Annotated in this window: 26 protein-coding genes and 1 pseudogene; 22 read left to right on the top strand and 5 right to left on the bottom strand. The window is 62.1% G+C overall.

Translation table 11 applies throughout. The annotated features are described in order from the left end of the window. Positions 1–35 precede the first annotated feature (35 nt). The 4 genes from OOT43_RS06730 to OOT43_RS06715 all read right to left on the bottom strand — a co-directional run bounded on the left by OOT43_RS06730 (position 36) and on the right by OOT43_RS06715 (position 3,719). A complete protein-coding gene (locus OOT43_RS06730; protein ID WP_266024066.1) occupies positions 36–551 on the bottom strand; it encodes an adenine phosphoribosyltransferase in 516 nt (171 codons plus the stop codon). Continuing rightward, a complete protein-coding gene (dxs, locus tag OOT43_RS06725) occupies positions 551–2,470 on the bottom strand; it encodes a 1-deoxy-D-xylulose-5-phosphate synthase (RefSeq protein WP_266024065.1) in 1,920 nt (639 codons plus the stop codon). Before dxs ends, OOT43_RS06730 begins: the two co-directional genes overlap by 1 nt. A gap of 126 nt (positions 2,471–2,596) precedes the next feature. After that, a complete protein-coding gene (gene ispA / locus OOT43_RS06720; RefSeq protein ID WP_266024064.1) occupies positions 2,597–3,499 on the bottom strand; it encodes a (2E,6E)-farnesyl diphosphate synthase in 903 nt (300 codons plus the stop codon). Continuing rightward, a complete protein-coding gene (locus tag OOT43_RS06715) occupies positions 3,489–3,719 on the bottom strand; it encodes an exodeoxyribonuclease VII small subunit (RefSeq protein WP_169602617.1) in 231 nt (76 codons plus the stop codon). Before OOT43_RS06715 ends, ispA begins: the two co-directional genes overlap by 11 nt. Positions 3,720–3,874: 155 nt before the next feature. On the opposite strand from OOT43_RS06715, the gene parE reads away from it, so the two are divergent. The 16 genes and pseudogenes from parE (at position 3,875) to OOT43_RS06640 (ending at position 16,165) form a co-directional block, all read left to right on the top strand. Next, positions 3,875–5,761 (top strand): DNA topoisomerase IV subunit B, encoded by a 1,887-nt coding sequence (gene parE / locus OOT43_RS06710; protein WP_266024063.1) that lies wholly within the window; start codon positions 3,875–3,877, stop codon positions 5,759–5,761. A gap of 19 nt (positions 5,762–5,780) precedes the next feature. Then, a complete protein-coding gene (parC, locus tag OOT43_RS06705) occupies positions 5,781–8,015 on the top strand; it encodes a DNA topoisomerase IV subunit A (RefSeq protein WP_266024062.1) in 2,235 nt (744 codons plus the stop codon). Positions 8,016–8,022: 7 nt separating this feature from the next. Continuing rightward, a pseudogene (locus tag OOT43_RS06700) lies at positions 8,023–8,124 on the top strand (transposase); the annotation flags it as partial. 581 nt (positions 8,125–8,705) lie between these two features. Continuing rightward, positions 8,706–9,281, top strand: a complete 576-nt coding sequence (locus OOT43_RS06695) for a DUF6151 family protein (protein WP_266024061.1) — start codon at positions 8,706–8,708, stop codon at positions 9,279–9,281. Positions 9,282–9,434: 153 nt separating this feature from the next. Continuing rightward, positions 9,435–9,908 (top strand): VanZ family protein, encoded by a 474-nt coding sequence (locus OOT43_RS06690; protein WP_266024060.1) that lies wholly within the window; start codon positions 9,435–9,437, stop codon positions 9,906–9,908. A gap of 66 nt (positions 9,909–9,974) precedes the next feature. Continuing rightward, positions 9,975–10,175 (top strand): tautomerase family protein, encoded by a 201-nt coding sequence (locus OOT43_RS06685; RefSeq protein ID WP_266024059.1) that lies wholly within the window; start codon positions 9,975–9,977, stop codon positions 10,173–10,175. A gap of 14 nt (positions 10,176–10,189) precedes the next feature. Then, positions 10,190–10,483 (top strand): TfoX/Sxy family DNA transformation protein, encoded by a 294-nt coding sequence (locus tag OOT43_RS06680; RefSeq protein WP_266024058.1) that lies wholly within the window; start codon positions 10,190–10,192, stop codon positions 10,481–10,483. Then, entirely contained in the window at positions 10,480–10,908 is a 429-nt protein-coding gene (locus OOT43_RS06675) for a hypothetical protein (protein ID WP_266024057.1), read from the top strand. Before OOT43_RS06680 ends, OOT43_RS06675 begins: the two co-directional genes overlap by 4 nt. Continuing rightward, positions 10,905–11,468, top strand: a complete 564-nt coding sequence (locus tag OOT43_RS06670; protein WP_266024056.1) for a DUF6194 family protein — start codon at positions 10,905–10,907, stop codon at positions 11,466–11,468. The genes OOT43_RS06675 and OOT43_RS06670 overlap by 4 nt, the downstream gene beginning before the upstream one ends. A 150-nt stretch (positions 11,469–11,618) precedes the next feature. After that, on the top strand, positions 11,619–11,978 hold the full coding sequence (locus OOT43_RS20535) for a nuclear transport factor 2 family protein (RefSeq protein WP_394358046.1): 360 nt from the start codon (positions 11,619–11,621) through the stop codon (positions 11,976–11,978). A gap of 267 nt (positions 11,979–12,245) precedes the next feature. Beyond that, positions 12,246–12,461 carry a DUF4287 domain-containing protein gene (locus OOT43_RS06665; RefSeq protein WP_266024055.1) on the top strand — a complete coding sequence of 72 codons (216 nt, stop codon included), beginning with the start codon at positions 12,246–12,248 and terminating at the stop codon, positions 12,459–12,461. 246 nt (positions 12,462–12,707) lie between these two features. Then, a complete protein-coding gene (locus OOT43_RS06660; RefSeq protein WP_266024054.1) occupies positions 12,708–13,121 on the top strand; it encodes a GNAT family N-acetyltransferase in 414 nt (137 codons plus the stop codon). A 123-nt stretch (positions 13,122–13,244) separates the two neighbouring features. After that, positions 13,245–13,781, top strand: coding sequence for an SRPBCC family protein (locus OOT43_RS06655; RefSeq protein WP_266024053.1), 537 nt, complete (start codon positions 13,245–13,247; stop codon positions 13,779–13,781). Positions 13,782–13,933: 152 nt separating this feature from the next. Next, positions 13,934–14,413, top strand: a complete 480-nt coding sequence (locus OOT43_RS06650; RefSeq protein ID WP_266024052.1) for a GNAT family N-acetyltransferase — start codon at positions 13,934–13,936, stop codon at positions 14,411–14,413. 258 nt (positions 14,414–14,671) lie between these two features. Continuing rightward, the gene (locus OOT43_RS06645; RefSeq protein WP_317134057.1) at positions 14,672–15,508 is read left to right on the top strand and encodes a helix-turn-helix transcriptional regulator; all 837 of its coding nucleotides are present in this window, start codon (positions 14,672–14,674) and stop codon (positions 15,506–15,508) included. Between the two features lie 231 nt (positions 15,509–15,739). Next, positions 15,740–16,165 carry an SRPBCC family protein gene (locus OOT43_RS06640; protein WP_266024050.1) on the top strand — a complete coding sequence of 142 codons (426 nt, stop codon included), beginning with the start codon at positions 15,740–15,742 and terminating at the stop codon, positions 16,163–16,165. A 10-nt stretch (positions 16,166–16,175) separates the two neighbouring features. Here the strand turns inward: OOT43_RS06640 and yfbR are convergent, their stop codons facing one another. After that, positions 16,176–16,763 (bottom strand): 5'-deoxynucleotidase, encoded by a 588-nt coding sequence (yfbR, locus tag OOT43_RS06635; RefSeq protein WP_266024049.1) that lies wholly within the window; start codon positions 16,761–16,763, stop codon positions 16,176–16,178. A 112-nt stretch (positions 16,764–16,875) separates the two neighbouring features. Here yfbR and OOT43_RS06630 point away from each other — a divergent pair, with 112 nt between their 5' ends. The 6 genes from OOT43_RS06630 to OOT43_RS06605 are packed head-to-tail and all read left to right on the top strand — an operon-like array spanning position 16,876 to position 23,715. Continuing rightward, complete coding sequence (locus OOT43_RS06630) at positions 16,876–17,337, top strand: chemotaxis protein CheW (RefSeq protein ID WP_266024048.1); 462 nt, start codon at positions 16,876–16,878, stop codon at positions 17,335–17,337. Continuing rightward, entirely contained in the window at positions 17,328–18,584 is a 1,257-nt protein-coding gene (locus OOT43_RS06625) for a CheR family methyltransferase (protein ID WP_266024047.1), read from the top strand. The genes OOT43_RS06630 and OOT43_RS06625 overlap by 10 nt, the downstream gene beginning before the upstream one ends. Further along, positions 18,581–19,234: a chemotaxis protein CheW gene (locus OOT43_RS06620; protein ID WP_266024046.1), complete on the top strand. Its 654-nt coding sequence runs from the start codon at positions 18,581–18,583 to the stop codon at positions 19,232–19,234. The genes OOT43_RS06625 and OOT43_RS06620 overlap by 4 nt, the downstream gene beginning before the upstream one ends. Next, positions 19,231–21,486: a hybrid sensor histidine kinase/response regulator gene (locus OOT43_RS06615; protein ID WP_266024045.1), complete on the top strand. Its 2,256-nt coding sequence runs from the start codon at positions 19,231–19,233 to the stop codon at positions 21,484–21,486. The genes OOT43_RS06620 and OOT43_RS06615 overlap by 4 nt, the downstream gene beginning before the upstream one ends. Then, the gene (gene cheB / locus OOT43_RS06610) at positions 21,483–22,550 is read left to right on the top strand and encodes a chemotaxis-specific protein-glutamate methyltransferase CheB (RefSeq protein ID WP_266024044.1); all 1,068 of its coding nucleotides are present in this window, start codon (positions 21,483–21,485) and stop codon (positions 22,548–22,550) included. Before OOT43_RS06615 ends, cheB begins: the two co-directional genes overlap by 4 nt. Further along, entirely contained in the window at positions 22,543–23,715 is a 1,173-nt protein-coding gene (locus OOT43_RS06605; RefSeq protein WP_266024043.1) for a fused response regulator/phosphatase, read from the top strand. Before cheB ends, OOT43_RS06605 begins: the two co-directional genes overlap by 8 nt. Positions 23,716–23,765: the final 50 nt, after the last annotated feature.

Below are 23,765 nucleotides of genomic sequence, written 5' to 3'. Positions count from 1 at the left end.
CCGGCTTTTTTGCGCCCGAGGGAAACGGAAGAGCGTCAGTAGTGCAGCAGCGAATGCACGCGGCGGCCATTCAGAGCCTGCCGTCCTTCGAGTCCATCGAGTTCGACCACGAAAGCGCAGGCCGCGATTTCGGCACCCAGGTTTTCCACCAGTGAGCAACTGGCGCGGGCCGTGCCGCCGGTGGCCAGCAGATCGTCGACCATCAGCACGCGGTCGCCTACCCCTAGCGCATCCAGGTGTACCTCCAGGCGGGCGGAGCCGTATTCCAGGTCATAGTCGATGGCCTGGACGTTGTAAGGGAGTTTGCCCGGCTTGCGTAGGGGCACGAAGCCGACCCCCAGCTCCCAGGCCGCCAGCGCGCCGAAGATAAAGCCCCGCGCCTCCATGCCAGCCACGGCGGTGATGTTATCGCCGATGAAGGGGTGGATGAGCTGGTGGACGGCGAGCCTCATCGCCGCCGGGTCTTTGACCAGCGGCGTGATATCGCGGAACAGGATGCCTGGTTTTGGAAAATCCGGGATGTCGCGGATGTGGGAGCGCAGCTTGTCCATCAGTGCTTGCCCTTGCCCGAGCTGCGGGCGCGCTGGGATTTTTCGGTGGCAGCCGTGGCCTGAAGGAAGGCGTCGATCGACCGGGCGATGCCGGCCTGGTCCAGGCCGGCGATGGCCAGGAGTTCCTCGCGGCTGCCCTGGTCGAGGAATTCGTCCTTCAGCCCGATCTGGCAGACCGGAATCCCGCAGCGCTGGGCTGTGAGGAATTCGCTGACCGCGCTGCCCGCGCCGCCCGCGACGGCGTTTTCCTCGACGGTGACGAAGCGGTCGTGGCTGCCGGCCAGTTCCAGGATCAGCGCCTCGTCGAGCGGTTTTACGAAGCGCATGTTGACGACGGTGGCGCCGAGTTGTTCGCCGACCGCGAGTGCGGCCGCCAGGGTTGTGCCGAAGGCCAGGATGGCGGTGCCTTTGCCCGAGAGGCGCACTTCGCCCTTGCCGAGGGGAATCGCAGTCATGGTCTCCTCGGGCGTGATGCCGGGGCCTCTGCCTCGCGGATAGCGGACGGCCGCCGGTCCGTCGTGGACGAAGCCGGTGTAGAGCATCTGCCGGCATTCGTTTTCGTCCGCCGGTGTCATGATCAGCATGTTGGGAATGCAGCGCATGAAGCTCAGGTCGAAGCTGCCGGCGTGGGTTGGGCCATCCGGGCCGACCAGACCGGCGCGGTCGATCGCGAACAGCACCGGCAGATTCTGCAGGGCGACGTCGTGCACCAGCTGGTCGTAGGCGCGCTGCAGGAAGGTGGAATAGATGGCCACCACCGGCTTATAGCCTTCGCAGGCCTGACCCGCGGCGAGCGTCACGGCATGCTGCTCGGCGATGCCGACGTCGAAGTAGCGCTCCGGGAAGCGCTGGGAAAACTCGAACAGGCCCGAGCCCTCGCGCATCGCCGGAGTGATCCCCAGCAGGCGCCTGTCCCGCGCGGCCATGTCGCACAGCCATTGGCCGAATACTTCCGTGTAGGTCGGTGTCCCCGGTTTGGACTTGGGCAGTTCGTCGGCGTCCAGGTCGAACGCGCCGACGCCGTGGTAGGCGACGGGGTCTTTTTCCGCCGGCGCGTAGCCCTTACCCTTGCGGGTAACGACGTGCAGGAAGCGTGGGCCTTTCTGGTCGCGCAGATTGCGCAGCGTGGTGATCAAGGTGTCCAGATCGTGGCCGTCGATCGGCCCGAAATAATTGAAGCCCAGTTCTTCGAACAAGGTGCCGGGCGCCACCATGCCCTTGACATGCTCTTCCGCGCGGCGCGCCAGCTCCCACACGCCGGGCATGTGGCGGCCCAGGATGTGCTTGCCGCCTTCGCGGACCGACGAGTAGAACTTCCCGCTCAGAATCTTCGCCAGATAGTTGTTGAGCGCGCCGACGTTCGGCGAGATCGACATCTCGTTGTCGTTGAGGATGATCAGGAGGTTAGCGTCCAGGGTGCCGGCGTGGTTGAGGGCCTCGAAGGCCATGCCGCCCGTGAGGCCGCCATCGCCGATGATCGCCACCGCATGGCTGGGCCGCCGGTCCAGCCCGGCAGCGACGGCCATGCCGAGGGCGGCGCTGATCGAGGTGCTGGAATGGCCGACGCCGAAGCAGTCGTAAGGGCTTTCGGCGCGGTTGGGGAAGGCTGACAATCCGTCCTTCTTGCGGATGGTCGGGAGTCGGGCGCGGCGTCCGGTCAATATCTTGTGCGGATAGGCCTGGTGGCCGACGTCCCAGACCAGTTTGTCTTCGGGCGTGTTGAAGACGTAATGCAGCGCGATGGTCAATTCCACCGTCCCGAGCCCTGCGGCCAGATGGCCGCCCGACTGGCTCACGCTCGCCAGGAGATAGCCCCGCAGTTCTTCGGCGAGCTCAGGCAGCCTGTCTTCCGGCAGGTTGCGCAGTGCGGCGGGATTGTCTGCCGCTTCGAGAAGGGCATATCTTGTGGTTTCGGTCATGTAATCGCGTTCCAGGTTGCTCGGTCCGGCCGGAGGCTTCGGCTGTCCAGACTTAATAAGTAAAGTAGGTTACTCGGGAATTATGTAACCGCGGTCCCCGCCTTTCAAGGAAAGCACGGCCTGTCTCTAGCTCTGCCGCTGGATGATGAAGCGGGAAAGTTCGCGCAGCAGATCGGCCTCGGGACCGAAGCCGGCCAGGCTTTCCAGTGCGGCTTCGTGCATTTCCTTCGCTTTCTCCTTGGCGCCGCCGAGCCCCAACAGGGCAGGGTAGTTGGGCTTGTTGTGGTCGCGGTCCTTGCCCTGGGTTTTCCCTAAGGTCTGGGTGTCGCTTTCCTCGTCGAGGATATCGTCCTGGATCTGGAAGGCGAGGCCGATGCACTTGGCGTAGTGGTCCAGGCGGTCGGCTTGCTCGGCCGGCAGGCCGGGGCGGGCCAGGCAGGCCAGCCGCACGCTGGCGCGGATCAGAGCGCCGGTCTTGCGGATGTGCATGTTCTCCAGGCCCGGAAGGTCCAGTTTCTTGCCCACCGAATCCAGATCGATCGCCTGTCCGCCGACCATGCCGGCCGGGCCGCTGGCTTGCGCCAGGGTTTCGACCATCGCGATGCGGTTTTCCGCCGGTACGGCGATGCTGGGGTCCTGGGCGAGCACATGGAAAGCCAGGGCCTGCAGGCCGTCGCCGGCAAGTATCGCGGTGGCCTCGTCATAGGCCTTGTGGCAGGTCGGCTTGCCGCGGCGCAGGTCGTCGTCGTCCATCGCCGGCAGATCGTCGTGGATCAGCGAATAGACGTGGATGAATTCGACCGCGCAGGCGGGACCGTCGAGCAGGTCCGCTTGCGCGCCGATGGCCTGGCCGGTCGCGTAGGTGAGCAGGGGGCGCATGCGCTTGCCGCCGCCGAGCACCGAGTAGCGCATGGCCTGGTGGAGCCGTTCCGGCATGCGGTCGGCGGCCGGCAGGCGCGCATCCAGCGCCCGTTCGACCCGCTCCTGGCAGGACTGCATGAAATCGCGCAGAGATTGTTCAGGGTTCATCACGAAAAGGCTTCAAAGTGGGTAAACTGTTTTCTTCTAGCAGGATCTGGACCTTCTGTTCGGCATCCTGCAGTGACTTTTGACAGGTCCGCGTGAGCTCGATGCCCCGTTCGAACAGCTTGAGGGACTCTTCGAGCGGCAAGTTGCCCTGTTCCATGCGTTCCACCAGTTGCTCCAACTCGGCTAGGGCTTCTTCAAAGCTCGGGGGTTTACGGGCCATGGGGGTTCTGTGCGGTAGTCGTAAGGTGCGGCGGTGACGGGTTTGCATCGGGGCCGAACGCGGCATTATCTCAAACTTGTCAAGTTGATTAAAATGCGCCGCTGTTTGTGACGGCCGCCGCGTCCCTATCCCCACTCTGCACGCCATTTCACCCAATGAATGAAGTTTACGACGCATCAGCCATCGAAGTCCTGAGCGGCCTGGATCCGGTTCGCCGCCGGCCGGGCATGTACACCGACACCAGCCGGCCCGACCATCTCGCCCAGGAGGTCATCGACAACGCCGTGGACGAGGCGCTGGCCGGCTTCGCCCGCCTCATCGAGGTCCGCTTTCTGGCCGACGGCGGGCTGGAGGTGCGGGACGACGGCCGCGGCATGCCGGTAGATATACACCCGGAACTCGGCGTCTCCGGCGTCGAGGTGATCCTGACCAAGCTGCACGCCGGCGGCAAGTTCTCCCAGAAGGCCTACCGCTATTCCGGCGGCCTACACGGCGTCGGGGTGTCCGTGGTCAATGCCTTGTCGTTGCGGCTGGAGGTCGAGGTGCGGCGCAACGGGAAGGTCCACGCCATTGCTTTCGAAAAGGGCGAAAAGGTGAGTGAACTGGCCGAGACCGGCACCGCGCCCAAGCGCGAAACCGGTTCGACGGTGCGATTCTGGCCGGAAGCGCATTATTTCGACAATGTCCGGTTTTCCCGATCGCGTCTCAAGCATCTGCTGCGCGCCAAGGCCGTGCTGTGCCCGGGGTTGGAAATCCGGATGACCGACGACGCCAGCGGCGACACCGAAACCTGGTGCTACCAGAACGGCCTGCCGCAATACCTGCTGGACCAGTTGCAGGGCAGCGCGTGCATACCGGAGGAGCCGTTCACCGGAGCGATGGAAGGCCGCCAGGAGGCGGTGGACTGGGCATTGCTCTGGTGTGCTGAAACCGCAGCGCCGGTGACCGAGAGCTACGTCAACCTGGTGCCGACGGTGCAGGGCGGCACCCACGTCAACGGCCTGCGCACCGGCCTGACCGAGGCGGTGCGGGAATTCTGCGAGTATCGCAACCTGCTGCCGCGCGGGATCAAGATCGCGCCGGACGACGTCTGGGAGCGCTGCAATTACGTCCTGTCGGTGAAGATGCAGGAGCCGCAGTTCGCCGGCCAGACCAAGGAGCGGCTGAATTCGCGCGAATGCGCTTCCTTCGTCTCGGGCGTCGTGAAGGACGCCTTCAGTCTGTGGCTGAACCAGCACCCCACGGTCGGCGAGCGCATCGCCGAACTGGTGATCGAAAGTGCCCAGAAGCGGCTGCGCGCCAGCCGTCAGGTCACCCGCAAGCGAGTCACCAGCGGCCCGGCGCTGCCCGGCAAGCTGGCCGACTGCGCGGCGCAGGATTTCAACCGCACCGAGCTGTTCCTGGTCGAGGGCGACTCCGCCGGCGGTTCGGCCAAGCAGGCGCGCGACAAGGACTTCCAGGCCATCATGCCCTTGCGCGGCAAGATCCTGAACACCTGGGAAGTGGAGTCCGGCGCCATTCTGGGCTCGCAGGAGGTGCACGACATCAGCCTGGCCATCGGCGTCGACCCCGCCGCCAGCGACTTGAGCGGCCTCCGCTACGGCAAGATCTGCGTGCTGGCCGACGCCGATTCCGACGGCAACCACATCGCCACCTTGCTGTGCGCCCTGTTCCTGCGCCATTTCCGCGCCCTGGTCGAGGCCGGCCACGTCTTCATCGCCATGCCGCCCTTGTACCGCATCGACGTCGGCAAGCAGGTGTATTACGCGCTGGACGAGGCGGAGAAGAAAGGCGTGCTCGACCGCATCGAAGCCGAGAAGATCAAGGGCAAGATCAACGTGCTGCGCTTCAAGGGCCTGGGCGAGATGAACCCCTCGCAGCTGCGCGAAACCACCATGAATCCCGACACCCGGCGGCTGGTACAGCTGTCGCTGGACGACCCGGCCGCCACCGACGAGCGCCTCGACATGCTGCTGGCCAAGAAGCGGGCAGGGGACCGCCGCGTCTGGCTGGAAGAAAAGGGCAATCTGGCCGATATCTGAACCTGTGCAAGCATCCACCATGAACGAAGTCGCGAATTACGAGCGCATTCCCTTAAGGGATTTCACCGAGAAGGCGTACCTCGATTACGCCATGTACGTCATCCTGGACCGCGCCCTGCCGCACATCGCCGACGGCCTGAAGCCGGTGCAGCGGCGCATCGTCTACGCCATGTCCGAACTGGGGCTGTCGGCGCAGTCCAAGCCTAAGAAGTCCGCCCGCACCGTGGGCGACGTGCTGGGCAAGTACCATCCGCACGGGGATTCGGCCTGCTACGAGGCCATGGTGCTGATGGCGCAGCCGTTTTCCTACCGCTACCCGCTGATCGACGGCCAGGGCAACTGGGGTTCGCCCGACGATCCCAAGTCGTTTGCGGCCATGCGCTACACCGAGGCCAAGCTGACGCCCTACGCGCAATCCCTGCTGTCCGAGCTGGAGCAGGGCACGGTCGACTGGGTGCCGAATTTCGACGGCACGCTGGAAGAGCCGCAGCTCCTGCCGGCCCGCCTGCCGAACCTCTTGCTCAACGGCACCACCGGCATCGCCGTCGGCATGGCGACCGACATCCCGCCGCACAATCTGCGCGAGGTGGTCGAGGCCTGCATCCTGCTCATCGACCGGCCCGAGGCGACGGTCGAGGAACTGTTCGGCTGCATTCGCGGCCCCGATTTCCCCAACGAGGCCGAGATCATCACCCCGCGCGAGGAGCTGCTGAAGCTGTACCAGACCGGCAACGGCTCGGTGCGCCTGCGCGCGCGCTACGAGCTGGAGGACGGCAACATCGTCGTCACCGCGCTGCCCTACCAGGTATCCGGCGCCAAGCTGATGGAGCAGATCGCCGCCCAGATGCAGGCCAAGAAGCTGCCGATGGTGGAAGACCTGCGCGACGAATCCGACCACGAGAACCCCACCCGGCTGGTCATCATGCCCCGCTCCCGCCGGGTCGAGGTCGAGCCATTGATGTCGCATCTGTTCGCCACCACCGACCTGGAGCGTTCCTACCGGGTCAACCTCAACATCATTGGCCTCAACGGCCGGCCCCTGGTCAAGAACCTGCGCGAAATCCTGACGGAATGGCTGAGCTTCCGCACCGAGACCGTACGCCGCCGCTTGCAGTATCGCCTGGACAAGGTGCTGGCGCGGCTGCACATCCTGGAAGGGCTGCTGATTGCCTTCCTCAACATCGACGAAGTCATCGCCATCATCCGCCGCGAAGACGAGCCCAAGCCGGTGCTGATGGCGCGCTTCGGCCTCACCGACCTTCAGGCCGAGGCGATCCTGGAACTGAAGCTGCGCCACCTGGCCAAGCTGGAGGAAATGAAGATTCGCGGCGAACAGGACGCGCTCGAACAGGAGCGGGCCCAGCTCGAGAAAACCTTAGGTTCTCGTGCGGAACTCGATGCCCTGATCAAGCAGGAACTGCGGCAGGATGCGGAGAAATTCGGCGACGCCCGCCGCTCGCCCATCGTCGCCCGCCAGGCCTCCCAGGCCCTGGACACCACCGCCCTGATCGCCAGTGAGCCGGTCACCATCGTGCTTTCGGAGAAGGGCTGGATACGCTCGGCCAAGGGCCACGAAGTCGATTCCGCAACCCTGAGCTACCGCGCCGGCGACGGCTTCCTGTGCGCAGCGCTGGGCCGCTCGACCCAGCCCGCTTATTTCCTCGACTCCACCGGCCGCAGCTACAGCCTGGCGGTGCACGACCTGCCCTCCGCCCGCAGCCAGGGCGAGCCGCTGACCGGCCGACTCAACCCGCCGCCCGGCGCCACCTTCACCGCGGTGCTGGCCGGATCGGACGAAGACTGGTATTTGCTGGCCACCGACGGCGGCTACGGCTTCCTGGTCCAACTCGGCGAACTGGGATCGAAAAACCGCTCCGGCAAGACGCTGCTGACCGTGCCCGATCACGCCAAGGTCACGACCCCGCTGCGGGTCGCGAACCCCGACGGCGACCGCCTGGCCTTCGTCTCGGCGCAGGGGAGGTTGCTGGTCTACCCGGCGAACGAAATACCCCGCCTCAACAAAGGAAAGGGCAACAAGCTGATCCAGATCGCTCCCGCCGACCTCGAAGCGCGGCAGGACTTCATCGTCGCCGTGGCCAGCCTGTCCGTGGGCGCAGCGCTGCGCGCCACCGCCGGCAAGCGCACCCTCACACTGCAGCCAGCTGACCTGGATCATTACCTGGGGTCGAGAGGCCGGCGCGGCAATCCGCTGCCGCGGGGATTTCAGCGGGTGGAGCGGCTGGAGACGGTATAAGCGGAATCTGCCGGGCGAAGAACCGCTCCGGCGTTTCCTGCTGCATGTGCTGCCCAAGGGCTTCATGCGCATCCGCCACTTCGGCTGGCTCGCCAACCGCTGCCGTGCCGGGCGACGATCGACGCCGCACCACGAGAAGAGGCTGCCGAGGATCGGAAAGCGCCTGCGCCCTTCGACGACTACCCCTCTCCCCACTGCCGGCAGGGCCAGCTACGGATCACCGCCGTTCTGGCACCGAAACGAATGACTGGAGGGTGACGACGCCCCACGATTCCTTCCCATTCTCCCGCTCCCTTCGCGACAGGCCCGCTGCGGTCTGGGAGCCCGTTTGCGCTCATCCGTCAGAATCCCCGAATTTCGCCAAAGAACGATCATGAAACGGACTGAGAAAATCGCCGTAAGCCACCAAAATCCGCGATGTCCTCCCGAAGGGCGGCAGATTTCCGCTCCCCGCAGGTTCCCCGGGTTTGGACTGCGGAATACAATCCCCTTAAATCAAGATGGGCCGTCCCTGTGCCCCAAGCTCGGGGTGGTCGCGGCTTAGTCCAACAAACATTTACCCGTCATGCGCGCAAGTGTGAATCCATGAATCCAGATATCCTCGTCTGCGCACGACGGATAAATGCTTAGACGTTAGGCAAAGACATTCAGAGCTTGCCATCAATCTGTGACCCAAGGAGAATTTGCAACATGGAAATACAGTGTGGATGTGGAAAATTCCGCGCCAAACTCAAAGCCTTCCCCAACAACACACCAGGGCGCCTGGTCTGTTATTGCGATGATTGCCAGTCTTATCTGCATCACCTTAAACGTGATGATCTACTTGACGCCAATGGCGGCACAGAGGTAATTCCCGCATATCCCGCTGATGTTGAAATTTTCAGCGGATTGGAGCACTTGAAATGCACGCAGTTGTCGCCTAACGGAACATTCCGTTTTTCCACTTCGTGCTGCAATACGCCCATTGTTAATATCCGGCCCAAAGAGCCGTGGGCGGGTTTTCTGCGCTGCGTGTACACGATCGGAGTCGATCAAGCGCTGGGGCCGGTTCGCAGTCGCATCATGGGTCGCTATGCAAAGGGAACGCCGCCCGCTGGTACACCCGAAAAATTCAACTTGCGAGCTTTTGTAACCGTAATGCCGTTCATGCTGAAAGGTAAATTGCTCAAAAAATTCAAGCCATCGCCATTCTTTGCCGAGGATGGCGTAACTCCTATCGTCGCTCCTCATATTCTGAATGAAGCGGAACGGCATACACCACTCTAATAATGGCGTTGTGCCTAACATTGCGCTCAACTCGGACGGCTTCGCCGCCGGTTAGCTAAGGCGTTGGGCCTATTGCACCGGCCTCCCGACGTCGTGAAGAAATGTAGAGCAACAGTGCGCATTCCATACATAAGCCAGCGGCAGGCGGGCGTCATGCTCTTAGTGCTTGGGGCGATGTACGTGCTGTACACTCCACTCCAGAGCGGCTTTCAGACGCACATTGGCTCTGTGCATTATGGGCTGACCGCGCTTGATTTGTCGCTTGCGCTGACGAATAGTTCACATGTAGTTGGGTACGGGCTGCTTGTTCTTCTGGTATTGCGGTACTGGGGAGATGAAGTGCGTTTCTATCCTCAAGCCCTGATCTTGATCCTGTTCTTCTCGTTGGCTGTCGAATGTACCCAACTGTTCTTCGTGGAAGGCCACTGTCGCCTGCGGGACATCTTGGCCAATTTCGTCGGCGTTTCAGCAGCTCTACTTTTTCACTATGTTGGCTGCTGTTATGTCAGGAGCAACGGGACTGCCGGTAGCGCATTCCGTAGTTGGCTTCCATTTGCGTTGCAGGTAGGACTGGGCATTGGATTGAACTTGGCATTCAAGAGGGTAGCGCTGGCCTGGGGCGCTTGACGAGGATGACTTTGTTGGTGCGCAAAACGAGAAATCATCTCCGCATGTTTCTGATGGGAAACCCAAATGCCATATGTAAATATACAAATCACAAAGGGCGCCACGCGGGCACAAAAGGCTCAACTCGTTAAAGAAGTAACCGATTCCTTTGCGCGCATATTGGGCAAAAAACCAGAGCATACCCATGTTGTCATTCAGGAAATTGACGAGGAAAACTGGGGGTTTTCAGGCCTCTTAACAGATGAGTGGAAAGAATTGGAACGATAACTTTCATATTAAGCATGAAAAAAGAAAGACTATTCCCCGGAGTCGGCCCGAAGTCAGGTGAAGTGTTGCGCGCCGCTGGAATTACTTCGCTACCGCAGCTTCTTGAGCTTGGTTCCGTGCGCACCTATTTGATGGTTAAACGCGCTGCCGGAGAAAACCCTAGCCTGAACTTCAAGCCCAGCCTGAACTTCCTGTGGGGGCTGGAAGGATTACTCACCGGGGAGCATTGGAGAGATATCGCCAAGAAACGTCGGGCCAGTTTGCTGCTTGCTCTTGAGGAAGAAGAAAGAAGCCGGAGCTCCTCATGAAACCGTTTCCACTACTCGTCGGCGGCGTTGCTGCCGGACTCATAATCCTCGCTGGTGAAGCAGTCCTAAATTTGGTAGTACTCGCTGACGAATGGGCCAACCTGTTATTACGCTTTACCCTTCCGCACCCAACCCCACTCGTCGCAGCACAAGGAGTGCTTAAGCTGTTGCTCCTTGGCATCTTTTCTGTCTGGCTAGCGGTTACTTTCAGGCTCGCCCTTCCCGACCCCAATCGCGCCGGCATCGTCTCTGGCCTTTGTGTGTGGTTCCTCGTCTGGGCCTGGGTGCAGTGGGGAATGTTGCTTGCGGGCTTCGTTACAGCACCCATTGCCATAGCTACCGTCGCGTGGGGATTTGTTGAATTGCCGATTGCCGCGTTAGCAGGCACTTGGGTGCACTGGCGACTGCATGAGGGAGCGCAATGAGCGACGCGGGCGCGCTATTTTTCGACTGCTTGCATCCTGTGCGGCTGACCATTGACCAGATCGTGGAGTACGTTCAGCGTTCGTTCCCAAATGTCGTCTATGATTTCAACTGGGGAGAGCGAGCGCTCTTTTACAACCCGAATCGTCAACTTCCCAAGGGGATTTACTTCCTGACATTCAAGGAAAGTGACGGCGCAAACGATCACGCTTCGAAGATCGGCGCTGGCGAATTTCGCCTCAATGTTGGCATTTCCAAGCGTGCATTTATCGAACGTTTTGGCACTGTCCCCGACCGGCCTTCTGCCGGTTGCATCGTCAATTCAGACCATGACTTTACGCAGTCCAATATTGTCACGCCCCACCCAGTCTATGGCTGGATGTGCTGGATTGCGGTTAAGAATCCGTCGCCAGAAACGCTGAACGAACTCAAACCACTCCTTGCAGAGTCCTATCAGCTAGCTACAGAAAAGTTCAAGAAGCGAGTTGCCTCTGCTGCCCGAAAAGCGGCCCAACCGGTCATTCCACCGGACCTTGCGCCTGAAGCCGTGCAAGACCTGTGAATTCAGATGTTTGAACACCGCGAGATAAATATGGACCAATCGACACCGACCGTTGCAACTGAGACCGACGCATTGAGGGAGACATATGCTGCGCTCAACCGGGGCGATATCGATGCAGCCGTCGAAGCATTTGCCCCGCAGATTGTGTAGATCGAACCAGCGGACTACCCAGGTGGCGGGATATATCGGGGTTATGCAGAAGTAAAAGCGCACCTGTCACAGGCGCGGAGCACTTGGGCCGAAGGAGCCTGCGAGCCGGAGCGGTTCGTCGTCGTTGGCGATAAGGTCATCGTGTTCATATACGTGCGGGTGAGACTGAAGAGCGAGACGGAGTGGCGCGAAGGACGGCATGCGGCTGCCTATACGCTCCGCAACGGCAAGGCCATAGAAATGCGTATATTCGATGATCATCGGCCGGCTCTCGAATGGGCTGGGGTGAATGCCTCGGACCGAAGCATTCAACGTTGGGCAGACAGGCGGGTCCCAGAAAGAAAGCCGGGTGGTCGATGATTGAGTTCATTGCACTCTTCATGCTCACCGGACCAGTCGCACTACAATGACTCAGCGCACAGGGAGCAACCGATGCGATGGCGAATATTGGGTGGCCCGCTCTGCATCTATTTCTCGTCGGTGTTATTGAGGCAGCTTGTGCGTCGCAGTTTATGCACGTAATCTTGGAGTTTGGCAGGAATTATGGGCGAGGCTTTATCTATGTTTATTATTCATTCTATGAATAGAGCATTCCCATTCGCAAAAATCACCGACCAGGAGTGACGAATGTCTGAAGATGAAAAGGTTAAAGGCCCGGCTTCGTATTTCCCTTCGATTGAAAAGAAATATGGGTTTCCTGTCGGCCACTGGTTTGATTTGCTGAAAGATCAAAAAGACCTTAAGCATATGGATATGGTCGCCTGGCTAAAGAACGAGTACAAGATGGGGCATGGCCATGCAAACGCGCTTGTGGCATATTTTCGTGGTCAGGAAGGTATCTGAAGTGTATGTCTGACAAGATAACTACCGACGGCATGTGGATGATGTATAAGTGAATCCGCTTGAATCTGGCTATGTCCTGTGTACGCGGGATTGGCCGTATTCCACCTTGCACCGGTATCTCGCGAATGGAATCTATCCTGGGTACTGGTGCGGCGATATAGGCGTTTCGGTCGACGGCGGCGAATGACATTCGTCCGATTACGCTGCGCTAATCGGACCTACATGAACTGAGATTTCGGCAAAGATATGAATATCCGCTACGAGAGTTCTGTCGCTATTACTTCGGAAGAGTTCGGAGACCTGTTACGGCGTTCCACATTGGCGGAACGTCGCCCGGTGGATGATCCGCGTTGCCTGCTGGCCATGTTGCAGCACGCGAATCTGCTATGCACGGCATGGGACGATCAAAAGCTTATTGGCGTGGCGCGTTCACTCACGGATTTTGAGTATTGTTGCTATCTCTCTGATCTTGCAGTTGATACAAACTATCAGCGGACGGGGATTGGCCGAGAACTGGTCCGGCTGACTCAATCGAGGTTAGGGCCGCGAGCGAAGATTATTTTGTTGGCCGCACCGAACGCGGAAACTTACTATCCGCGGATCGGCTTCGAGGCCCATAAATCAGCCTGGATTCTAGCCAAGTCGAAAGTGATAGAATGAAACAATGAAGCCGAACCTGGGCGCAGGAGAGCGTAAACAAGCTCACCGGGACAGAGGAAACGACGATGGCAGACGAAGTGCTGAATAATCTCAACGTGACATCCGAACTAAGGAGTCTCTCATATGCTAATCAAAATCGTGGCTATCTCGTCAGTGGTTTTATTACTCTTTATTGCCTTTCTGTTCATCGCTCGTGGTCGCAGCTCGACAGTTTATGTCGAACGGACCGTTTCTGCTCCCGTCGAAAGAGTGTGGCAGGTCTGGAATGACCCGGAATCGGTCAAGAAATGGTGGGGGCCAAAGGACTACACCGCTCCCGTTGTAACAAACGATCTTCGCGTGGGTGGCGCCTATTTGCTTTCCATGCGTTCGCGGACAGGCGAGATAGTCTGGAATGCGGGAAGTTACAAAGAGGTCGTCCCTAACACGAGAATCGTTTCAACGATGTCATTCTCCGACGAAAACGGCAAGGCCATACCGGGATCGGACGTACGTGTTCCTGGCAAGTGGCCAGATGAAATCACCGTCACAGTGGAGTTCAAGGAGGCGGCGGGGAAAACCACGATCGCCATCACTGAAGTCGGCATCCCGCTCATCATGAAGTTCTTTGGAACATTGGGGTGGCAGCAACAGCTCGACAAGTTCGAAGCCCTGCTTTGAAGGTACACAAGAGGTTTGGCGGTGACGATTTGGCCTTCTGACAGGATGCCGCCATACCGGTCAGTTCGTCACGGACGGTAGGACAGGCAGCCGGCTTCGCCGTTTGCTAGGTCGCTCGTTATATTCAACGTTTAAATTTTCCGGAATTTCGATTGAAGCTTGAATGGAAAGAATCATTGGACGGTGTCGATTGGAATGAGCTTGCCGCTCTTTACCGTGCGGCCCCGCTTGGAGAGAAGAGTCCTTCTGATCTTGAGAAGGTCTTTTCAAACAGCCTATATAGGCTGTTTGTGTACGATGATGGCCGGATAGTGGGTGTCGGGCGGGCTCTGGCCGACGGGGCGGACTGCTCATATATCTGTGACGTAGCGGTGCTTCCATCGCACCAAGGCGCTGGCATTGGGAGAGGAATCGTTGGAAAACTTATCGCACTGTCGGCAGGGCATAAAAAGATTATTCTGTATTCCGCTCCTGGCAAGGAACCTTTTTATCGCAGCCTGGGCTTCAAACGCATGACGACAGCAATGGCCATTTTCGAAAATCAGTCACAGGCTCTCGGATGGGGTTTGGTCAACGAAACCTACATCCATCAGGCGGAACGCTGGGCGAACGCGCTCCGCTCCTTATTGTGAGATGTCATGCTGTCCGTCACTAAGCGTAAATAAATGAATGCCGCATCGCTCGTCATTCCGGCATGGACTCACGGCTGGCCATCCTGCCTGCCGCCCTTCGGGGAAACGCAAATCCGCTCCCGGCGGATTTGTGCCGGAATGGAGAAGCCAGGGATGGCAAGGCTGATACATCCATGTAACCTGGGCCTCGGCACTCGTCAGAGCGCGTAGCGAATCCATGCCGAGGTGACGCATGACTTTTCTTTCTTAACGCTTAGTATGAGCTTGAGGATTTTTCGGCCATCCCGTTTGTTGGCGCCTTTTGTCTCGGCGTTTTGGGATTATGAGGATTTGCTGGGCGGCGATAACCTCGCGCTCTCTATTCTTCCGGATACCGCAACCTATTTGTGCTTTTTATACGGCGATTTGCTCACTACGAAGCACAAGGGGCAAACTTATACGACACGTAGCGGACTCGCCGGTTTCCAGAGTTTTCGAAGCGACCTCGGTGCGTCAGGTAAGGTATCGGGGGTTTCGGCGCGGCTGACTCCTTGGGGGTTGAATGTGTTCTGCCGGGGTGTTGCGAGAGATTGCGCGGAAAGGCGGGTCGATTGCCGGGATATTTTTCCTAAATATTCGATAGAGGAAATCGAGGACCAGTTGGCTCTCAAGACGGCGGCGAGTGAACGCGTTCAATGCGTCGAGCAGTTCCTGCTCTCCCGTTTGAATGTCGGTAATGATGACGTGCTGGTTCAAACCGCATGCAAGGCGCTCGATGAATCCGGCGGAAGCTGTCCTATTTCTATGGTTGCCCGTACCCTGGGCTTGAGTGAGCGCACGCTCGAACGGCGGTTTCAGGCTCATATCGGCGCTACGCCTAAGAAATACGCCCGCATAGTCCGTCTGCGGAGCGCGATATTACAGACCGGAAAATATTCGAGTTGGGCCGATCTCGCGTACGCGGCAGGCTACTACGATCAAAGCCATATGATTCACGAGTTCCGGGAGTTTTACGGGATGCCGCCAGAGTCCATTTATCCTCAAGTGAAGGCGTCCGGGACTATACGATGCTCCGGATTGCTGAATTTAAATGTGGCCGGATATCACAGCGATTAGCCGGTTTTCCCATAAAAGTTATTTCCAGACGCAGTCCATGCGTCTTCTCGCCGGTCGGCGGATTGGCGCCGCGATGCGCGTCGCGCCGTTCTGCTCTGTCGGATTTTTCCAATACGGGTTCCAGGCGGTGCTGAGACAGTGTGCTGGGCGGGCCGTAGGCGATCGGGATTCGACGGAGTCGGCGCCGCCAGTGCAATCGTTGTGTTGTCCAAATTGATCGAGGAGATATCTGTGCTTACCAAGCAACCCATTGCAAAAAAACTGAACGTATCCGCGGATGTGGTCTGGAAAGCGGTCCGAAACATAGGGCGGCTCGATGTCTGGTTTCCGATCATCGAGACGTGCAGGTTGGAGGGCAAGGGAGCCGGTGCATTGCGGTACATGACCGTGGCGGGCGGCGGTGAGATCAAGGACACCATCGAAGAGATCGACGATGTCACCATGAGGCTGACCTATCTCCGGCCCTTGTCTCCGTTTCCTGTCACCTACTACAAAGGCACGGTGGAAGTATTCAAGTCTTACGATGGCTTAGCGATCGTGGTTTGGACCATCGATTTCGAGTCGGAGCCGGAGGATGCCGCATCGGTGGCGGAACTGGTGCGCAGCGCCATAAGCGACGGTATCGATGGCATGGAAAGGGATCTGCGCGGCGCGTAACGACAAATACTCAGAGCACCAGGCGGTCCAGCGTCAGTTCATAGCCGGGCACGAATACGGCCATGAAATAGTCGACTTCCGGCAACTCCAGCTGCCGGATTTTTTCCCGGATTTCTTGTTCCGCGTTGACGAATTCCGTATTGCCGGCCCGCCGTTCGGCGCAGCATTTCAGGTAGGCGGCGATGCGGTCGGCGGCTTTGATGAGGACGCAGAACTCTTCCGGGATGGCTTCCCGCAGCAGCATCCGGGCGAATGCCGGTTTCAGCGCTTCCGGCAGCAGGGCGAGCAGTTCCTGCGAGGCCTTTTGCTCCAGATCCTTGTAGGCGTCGCGGATGGCGGGGGAGTGGTATTTGATCGGCGTGGGCAGGTCCCCGGTGATGGCTTCGCTCACGTCGTGGTAAAGCGCGGCGGTCGCGACCCGCTCGGCGTCGATGGGCCGCTGGAAGATTTCGCCGCGGATCACCGCCAGGGCGTGGGCGATGACGGCCACTTCCCAGCTGTGCTCCATGACGTTTTCTTCGTAGGCGTTGCGCATGAGGCCCCAGCGCTTGATCCAGCGCAGGCGGCCTAAGTGGGCGAAAAACGGGCTCTCGTTCATGGGATTGCTGATCACACGCAGTCTTGATGCAGGTCTGATGGCGTAAGAACGCCGGTCTGGCGGGAGATCGCGGCATGCAGAAAAATGCGTGGGCCGGTATGATCGTCGGACTATGTTGCTCGTACCCTTCCAGATCGGCGGTGAGCATTATGCACTGCCCGCTGCAGATGTCTTTACGGTGACCCAGGTTCCCAGACTGCGTCCGCTGCCGCAGGCGCCGGCCTGGGTGGCAGGCGTGTTCCGTTATCGTGGCGCGGTGTTGCCGGCTGTCGATCTGAGCCTGCTGATCGCGGGTCAGCCCTCCCGCAGCCTCCTCAGTACGCGTCTGCTTCTGGTCGGAAATGCCAAAGACCTGGGCGCCGTGCCTGGCCTGGGACTGCTGGCCGAGCGGGTGACCGGTACCGAGACAGTCGATCGGGACGCGCTTCGCGAGACCGGCGTCAGCATTCCGGGCGCCGAGTGGCTGGGCGCGGTGGCCGGCCTGGACCGGGTTCTGCTGCAGATCATCCGCTGGCAACCTCTGGCAACGGAGGAACTGACCCGTTTGTGCGCCGAGGTGGACCGGTGCGGCTGAATGGCGACATCGACTGGCTGTGGGACTGGCTGGCGACCGCCGGGCTCGAGCCGCACGCCCTGGGCGAGGCTGCCGTCGAATGCGCCTTGAAGCGGCGGCTCGCCGCCGCCGGCTGCTGCGCCGCGGCCTATCCGGCGAGGTTGGCGGCGGATACCGAGGAGCAGGCGCGTCTGCTGGAGGCAGTCTTGGTGCCCGAAACCTGGTTTTTCCGGGAGCCGCCGGCTTTCGAACTGCTGACCGAATTTTCCGTCCGGCATCGGCTGGAGCGGCGGACTGGGCCGTTTCGGGCGCTAAGCCTGGGCTGTTCGACGGGGGAGGAGCCCTGGTCCATCGTCATCGCGCTGCGGGAGGCTGGGTTGGAACAGGGGGACTTCCAGGTCGAAGCCCTGGATATCAGTGCGAGAGCCATCGAGGGGGCCAGTGCGGGAATCTACGGCGGACGCTCGTTCCGGAGTCCTGGGGACGGTACCTGGCGGGGCCGCTACTTCGATGAGATCGGTCAGGGCCGCTACCGTGTGAAGGATGGGCTTCGGGGCGGTGTCGAGTTCCGGGTCGCTCATCTGGGCGACCCGGGCTGGGGTGACGGCGGCCGTCGCTACCATGCCGTGTTTTGCCGCAACGTCCTCATCTATCTGAAGGCCGATCTCAGGGAGCGGGTCATTGCACGCTGCCATGAGGCGCTCGATCCGGGCGGGCTGCTGGTTCTGGGGCACGCCGACGGCATCGGCGGGATCGACCGGGGGTTCCGGCGGCACGGCGCGGCCGGAGCATTCTCCTGGATACGGCAGGACGCGGCCGAAGCGGAGCCCCCTCCCGCTCGTCCATCCCGGCCGGTGGCCGCCAAGGCGGTCAGGCGCGATGCGCCGGGGGGCGCGAGGCCTTCGAGGCCGGATTCGCTCTCTGGTGCCAAGGAAGCCGCGCGTGCCGTGCCGTTCGACGACGGCGCAGCGATCAGCACCGCGCGCGCCCTGGCGGACAGTGGGGACTACGCGGGTGCGGAACGCCTCTGTCTCGGCTATCTGGCTTCGCACCCGCATGATCCGGAGGTCCACGCCTTGCTTGGGATCGTCATGTCTGCGGCCAACCGGGACGACGAAGCGCTGAGATATTTCCGCCAGGCGCTTTATCTGGCCCCTTCACACGGCGAAAGCCTGCTGCACATGGCCGCCCTGCACGAGCGGCGCGGAGATGGCGAGCGCGCCCGCCAGCTTCGCAACCGCTCCGCCGCCGGCGAGGGTGGGCAATGAAGGAAGCGGGAATCCCGGAGGGAAGCTGCTGGAACCAAACAGGCATCTACGGGAGCCGCGAGTGCTCCCGGCTCGCCGAGGTGATCCATTGCCGCAGCTGCGGCGTTTATCAGACCGCGGGCCGTGCGTTGTTCGACCGGCTGCCTGCCGAGGACAGCATCGACCGCTGGACCGAACAACTCTCGGCCGTTCCGGACGCGGACGCGGCGGAGCGGACGTCGCTGGTAGTCTTCCGGCTGGGGGCGGAGTGGTTCGCCCTGCCGGCGGAGCGGGTGCGGGAAGGCGTCGCGCCGGGCCCCTGGCGGAGCGTTCCGCACCGCAGCGGTAAGGAGTTCCTGGGAATCATGAGCGTGCGCGGCGACCTGATGCCATATTTTTCCCTCGCTGCCGTCCTGGGCATCGAAACCGAAGCCGATTCCACGAGTGAACTGGTTCTGGTCTGCGGCGGGGAGGGACGCCGGCTGGTGTTTCCGGTCGGAGCCATCCTGGGCGCGAGACGTCTGATCCTGGGTGAGGAAAGCAGGCCGCCGGCGACGGTCGGCCGGGCCGCGGACGCATATACCCGCTGGCTGGTGAGGCATCATGTGGGCAGCATAGCGGTGCTGGACGCCGAACGCCTGTTCGGGGCGCTGGAGGCCCTGTTGCGATGAGCGATTTCGCCCTGCTGGACTTGTTCCGGGAGGAAGTCGACACCCATACGGGCGTCCTGACCGCGGGCCTGATCGCGCTGGAAGCGGAACCCGCCGGACCCGCGCAGATCGAGTCGCTCATGCGTGCGGCCCATTCGCTCAAGGGGGCGGCGCGGGTCTTGGGGTTGGACGCGGCGGTCGGCATCGCTCACGCCATGGAGGACGGCTTGGTGGCGGCCAAGGAAGGCAGGCTGGCGCTGACTCCGGCGCGGGTCGACGTGCTGCTCAAGGGCGTCGACTGGATCGTCGCCCTGGCGCAGGTGGACGAGCCGGACCTGCCGGCCTGGCTGGTGGCGCAGGCGGACGCGGCGGACGATCTGGAGCGCCGTTTGCGGGATATCGAGAAGGCGGAATCGGATATGGCCGGCGGCTCCGCCGGGTCAGGAGCCGCCGCGACCGCCGCCAAGGCCCCGGCGGCGGTCGCCGCAGCCGCGCCGCCTCCTTCCGAAACCGAAGCCGTGGCGCCGCCCGCCGCGCCGGCACCGGAGCCCCCGGCCGCCGGGGCGTCTGACCGCTCCGTCAAAATCAGCGCCGAGGTGCTCAACCGGATCATCAGCTTGGCCTCCGAGTCGCTGGTGGAGGCGCACCGCATGGAGGACACCCTCGCCGGGCTGGAGACCACTCGCCGTGGCCTCGGCCGGCTGGCGGCCGTGCTGCAGAAAAAAGAAGATCAGGGCGGGAGCGCACTCCGGCTGCTGGAAGAAATACGCAACGGGCTGGCGAGGACGCTCGAAGAGTTGGATGCTCACGCGCGCCGTGCGGCGTTGACTGCCGAATCCCAGTTCAGGGAAGTGGTGGCCGGCCGGATGCGTCCTTTCGAGGAGGGAACGCGCTCGTTTCCGCGCCAGGTCCGCGATCTGGCGCGGGAGCTGGGCAAGCAGGTCCATTTCGAGATCAGCGGCGGCGCCACCCTGGTTGACCGTGACATCCTTGCCAAGCTGGAGGCGCCGCTCGGCCATCTGCTCCGGAACGCGCTGGATCATGGCCTGGAGCAGCCGGAGCAGCGGCGGGCGTCGGGGAAGCCGGAAAGCGGCAGCCTGCGGTTGGAGGCGCGTCATCGCGCCGGACTGCTGCTGATCTCGGTGAGCGACGACGGTCGCGGCGTGGACCGCGAGCGGCTCCGGCGGAAGATCGTCGAACGCAACCTGACCACCGCGGCGCTGGCGACGCACATGACCGACGCGGAGCTGTTCGACTTTCTGTTTCTGCCGGGATTGTCGACGCGTGACATGACCAGCCGGGTTTCGGGCCGCGGCGTGGGCCTGGACGTCGTGCAATCCATGGTCCATGCCGAAGGCGGCTCGGTATCGGTCGAGTCGGAGGCTGGCCGCGGCACGGTATTCCGGCTCCAGCTTCCGGTCACGCGCTCGGTGGTCCGCACCCTGCTGGTCCGCCTCGGCGGCGAGCCCTATGCCTTTCCCCTGGCGCGCATCGGCTACCTGGCGGCGCTGGGGCTTTCCGAACTCAAGACCGTCGAAGGCCGAAGCTATTTCGTAGCAGACGGCGCGAACATTGCCCTGGTCGCCGCCCGAGGGCTGCTGGACATGGGGGCTCCGGATACGACGGCGGACCGTATCCATGCGGTAGTTCTGATGAACCAGGGGGAATCCTACGCCATCGAGGTCGACGACTTCCTCGGCGAATCCGAGCTGGTGGTCAGGCCCATGGATACGCGATTCGGCAAGGTCCCGCACGTCAGCGCCGTTTCGGTCGGAGAGGACGGGATGCCGGTGCTGATTCTCGACGTGGACGACCTGTTCCGGTCCATCGCCTCGATGCTGTCGGGCGGGCTGGCGGTCGGACGGCGGAACCGGGCGGCGCCCGAGCGCCAGCGTGTCCGCAGGATCCTGGTGGTGGACGATTCCATCACCGTGCGCGAACTGGAACGGCGGCTGCTCGAAAACCACGGCTACGAGGTGGACGTGGCGGTCGACGGCATGGAGGGCTGGAATGCGCTGGGGCTGGGCCGCTACGATCTGGTGGTGAGCGACGTCGACATGCCGCGCATGAACGGCATCGAGCTGGTGCGGCGTATACGGGCCGATGCCCGTTTCGAGCGGCTGCCCGTCATGATCGTTTCGTACAAGGACAGGGAGGAGGATCGGATGGCTGGACTGGAGGCGGGCGCGGACTACTACCTCGCCAAGAGCGGATTCCGCGACGATACGCTGATCCAGGCGGTGCGGGAGCTGATCGGCGAGGCCGCCGTTTGAGAATCGCGATCGTAAACGGCGACCTTCAGGCGATCGAAACCTTGCGTTGCGTGGTCGAGCCGGCGACCGGCCTGGAGGTCTGCTGGACCGCCCTCGACGGGAAGGAAGCCGTGGCCCGCTGCGCCGCCGACAGACCGGATCTGATTCTGATGGCGATGCATCTGCCGGCGATGGATGGCGTCGAAGCCACCCGCCGTATCATGGGCACGACCCCTTGCCCCATCCTGGTGGTGACGGCGACGATCGCCGGTGCATTCACCCGAGTCTACGAGGCGATTGCAGCTGGTGCGCTGGATGCCGTCGAGACGCCCCGAAGGGTGGGTGATGGCAAGGAGATTGCCGGTGCCGGCGAGCTGTTGCGCAAGATAGCAACGGTGGGTGCCCTGATGGCCGCGCCGCTCCAAGGGGCATCCGCGGGAAAGCCAGCGCCTCGGCCGCTTCGGCCGTCGAACGGCGGGGCGGTGCCGGTGGTGGCAATCGGGTCCTCGACCGGCGGTCCCCATGCGCTCGGCGTCGTTCTCGCCGGGCTTCCGGCCGATTTTCCCGCTGCCGTCCTGGTGGTGCAGCATCTGGATGCGCGTTTTGCCGACAACTTGGCACACTGGCTGTCGCGCCAGACGCCGCTGGAAGTCAGGCTGCTGGAGCGGCCGGAGCGGATCAGGCCTGCTACGGTATTCCTTGCCGCTCGCGAGGCGCACATGGTGCTGGATGGCCGGATGCGGCTCCACTACGCCGATGCCGAGGACAAGGCCAACCACTGCCCGTCGGTGGACCGGCTGTTCGAAAGCCTCGCCGTTGTCCCTGGCCTGGCCGGTTGCGGGGTACTGCTGACCGGGATGGGCAGGGACGGTGCAGCGGGCCTGCTGGCTTTAAGGCGGGCGGGCATGATGACGATCGCACAGGACGAGAACACCAGCGTCATCTGGGGCATGCCGGGGGCCGCGGTCCGGGAGCAAGCGGCCAGCGCCGTTCTGCCTCTGAACCGGATCGCGCCCGCCGTGGTGGAGCACATACGTTCGTTATCCGAACCGGGACGAGTTTCCCAGGGAGCTTCTGATGAGTGAAGAGAAAGGGGTGGCCGGGGTGCTCGCGGTTGCCCACCCCGTCGTCGTGCTGCTGATCGACGACCAGAAGATCATCGGCGAAGCCGTCCGCCGCCTGCTGAAGGACGAGACCGACATCGAGTTCCATTTCCTGAGCGATCCGACCCAGGCGCTGGCGGAAGCGGAGCGCGTAAGGCCCACGATCATCCTCCAGGATCTGGTGATGCCGGACGTGGACGGCCTCGATCTGGTGGTGCGGTTCCGGGAACATCCGGCTTCCCGCAACATCCCGCTGATCGTGCTGTCGAGCAAGGAGGAGCCGACGGTGAAGGCGGAAGCCTTCGCACGGGGGGCGAACGACTACCTGGTCAAGCTGCCCGACCGCATCGAGCTGATCGCCCGCCTGCGCTACCATTCCAATGCCTACATCGCCCAGTTGCAGCGCGACGAGGCCTACGGCGCGCTGGCGGCGGAACTGCACGAAGCGGCGAGCTACGTGCGCTCGCAACTGCCGGCGCCGATACTCGCGGGGCCCATCCGCAGCGCCTGGGAGTTCGTGCCTTCCACCACGCTGGGAGGGGATTCCTTCGGCTATTTCGACGTCGATCCCGGCCATTTCGCATTTTTCCTCCTGGACGTCTGCGGCCATGGCGTGGGGCCGGCCCTGCTCTCGGTATCGGCAATGGCGGCCGTCAGCCGGCGCACCTTCACGGAGGTGGATTTCCTGGACCCGGCGTCCGTGCTCGGCGCGCTCAACGAAGCCTTTGCCATGGAAGAGCACAATCTGCTGTATTTCACCATCTGGTACGGGGTGTTCGAGCGGACCACCCGCAAGGTGCGGTACGCCAGCGCGGGGCATCCCCCGGCGATCGTCATCGCGGCCGGCAGCGCGCCCGCGGAGCTGCGTCAGCAGGCCATGCCCATCGGTGTCATGAGCGATTCCGTTTTTGCTACAGCAGAATTCCGATTACCGCCGGCCGCTGCGGTTTATCTGTTCAGCGACGGGATTTACGAGGTCACGCGCCCCGGCGGGGAAGAGTTCACCTTCGGCGAGTTCATGGACCAGCTGGCGTCGGTCGCTTCGGCCGGCGGCGGGCCGCGGGAGCTGCTGGCGGCGATGCGTGCCATCCAGGACCGTGCCGAGTTCGAAGACGACGTGTCCGTCCTGGAATTGAAGTTCGATTGATCGCGAGGGCGCCGGAGCGGGTTCGACGCTCCGGAGCATTGATGATCCGC

It is taken from the genome of Methylococcus mesophilus, assembly GCF_026247885.1.
GTDB lineage: Bacteria > Pseudomonadota > Gammaproteobacteria > Methylococcales > Methylococcaceae > Methylococcus > Methylococcus mesophilus.
Note: the sequence above shows the minus strand (reverse complement) of the source record. Positions and strands in the feature narration are given on the sequence as shown.

What these genes read in the sequence shown, in the direction of transcription:
- parE (WP_266024063.1), top strand. Translation starts at nt 3,875, where the DNA reads ATGAATGAAGTTTACGACGCATCAGCCATCGAAGTCCTGAGCGGCCTG.
- OOT43_RS06685 (WP_266024059.1), top strand. Translation starts at nt 9,975, where the DNA reads ATGCCATATGTAAATATACAAATCACAAAGGGCGCCACGCGGGCACAA.
- parC (WP_266024062.1), top strand. Translation starts at nt 5,781, where the DNA reads ATGAACGAAGTCGCGAATTACGAGCGCATTCCCTTAAGGGATTTCACC.
- ispA (WP_266024064.1), bottom strand. Translation starts at nt 3,499, where the DNA reads ATGAACCCTGAACAATCTCTGCGCGATTTCATGCAGTCCTGCCAGGAG.
- OOT43_RS06660 (WP_266024054.1), top strand. Translation starts at nt 12,708, where the DNA reads ATGAATATCCGCTACGAGAGTTCTGTCGCTATTACTTCGGAAGAGTTC.
- OOT43_RS06730 (WP_266024066.1), bottom strand. Translation starts at nt 551, where the DNA reads ATGGACAAGCTGCGCTCCCACATCCGCGACATCCCGGATTTTCCAAAA.
- dxs (WP_266024065.1), bottom strand. Translation starts at nt 2,470, where the DNA reads ATGACCGAAACCACAAGATATGCCCTTCTCGAAGCGGCAGACAATCCC.
- OOT43_RS06615 (WP_266024045.1), top strand. Translation starts at nt 19,231, where the DNA reads ATGAGCGATTTCGCCCTGCTGGACTTGTTCCGGGAGGAAGTCGACACC.
- OOT43_RS06680 (WP_266024058.1), top strand. Translation starts at nt 10,190, where the DNA reads ATGAAAAAAGAAAGACTATTCCCCGGAGTCGGCCCGAAGTCAGGTGAA.
- OOT43_RS06675 (WP_266024057.1), top strand. Translation starts at nt 10,480, where the DNA reads ATGAAACCGTTTCCACTACTCGTCGGCGGCGTTGCTGCCGGACTCATA.
- OOT43_RS06690 (WP_266024060.1), top strand. Translation starts at nt 9,435, where the DNA reads ATGCTCTTAGTGCTTGGGGCGATGTACGTGCTGTACACTCCACTCCAG.
- OOT43_RS06665 (WP_266024055.1), top strand. Translation starts at nt 12,246, where the DNA reads ATGTCTGAAGATGAAAAGGTTAAAGGCCCGGCTTCGTATTTCCCTTCG.
- OOT43_RS06670 (WP_266024056.1), top strand. Translation starts at nt 10,905, where the DNA reads ATGAGCGACGCGGGCGCGCTATTTTTCGACTGCTTGCATCCTGTGCGG.
- OOT43_RS06715 (WP_169602617.1), bottom strand. Translation starts at nt 3,719, where the DNA reads ATGGCCCGTAAACCCCCGAGCTTTGAAGAAGCCCTAGCCGAGTTGGAG.
- yfbR (WP_266024049.1), bottom strand. Translation starts at nt 16,763, where the DNA reads ATGAACGAGAGCCCGTTTTTCGCCCACTTAGGCCGCCTGCGCTGGATC.
- OOT43_RS06605 (WP_266024043.1), top strand. Translation starts at nt 22,543, where the DNA reads ATGAGTGAAGAGAAAGGGGTGGCCGGGGTGCTCGCGGTTGCCCACCCC.
- OOT43_RS06695 (WP_266024061.1), top strand. Translation starts at nt 8,706, where the DNA reads ATGGAAATACAGTGTGGATGTGGAAAATTCCGCGCCAAACTCAAAGCC.
- OOT43_RS06645 (WP_317134057.1), top strand. Translation starts at nt 14,672, where the DNA reads ATGAGCTTGAGGATTTTTCGGCCATCCCGTTTGTTGGCGCCTTTTGTC.
- OOT43_RS06620 (WP_266024046.1), top strand. Translation starts at nt 18,581, where the DNA reads ATGAAGGAAGCGGGAATCCCGGAGGGAAGCTGCTGGAACCAAACAGGC.
- OOT43_RS06655 (WP_266024053.1), top strand. Translation starts at nt 13,245, where the DNA reads ATGCTAATCAAAATCGTGGCTATCTCGTCAGTGGTTTTATTACTCTTT.
- OOT43_RS06630 (WP_266024048.1), top strand. Translation starts at nt 16,876, where the DNA reads ATGTTGCTCGTACCCTTCCAGATCGGCGGTGAGCATTATGCACTGCCC.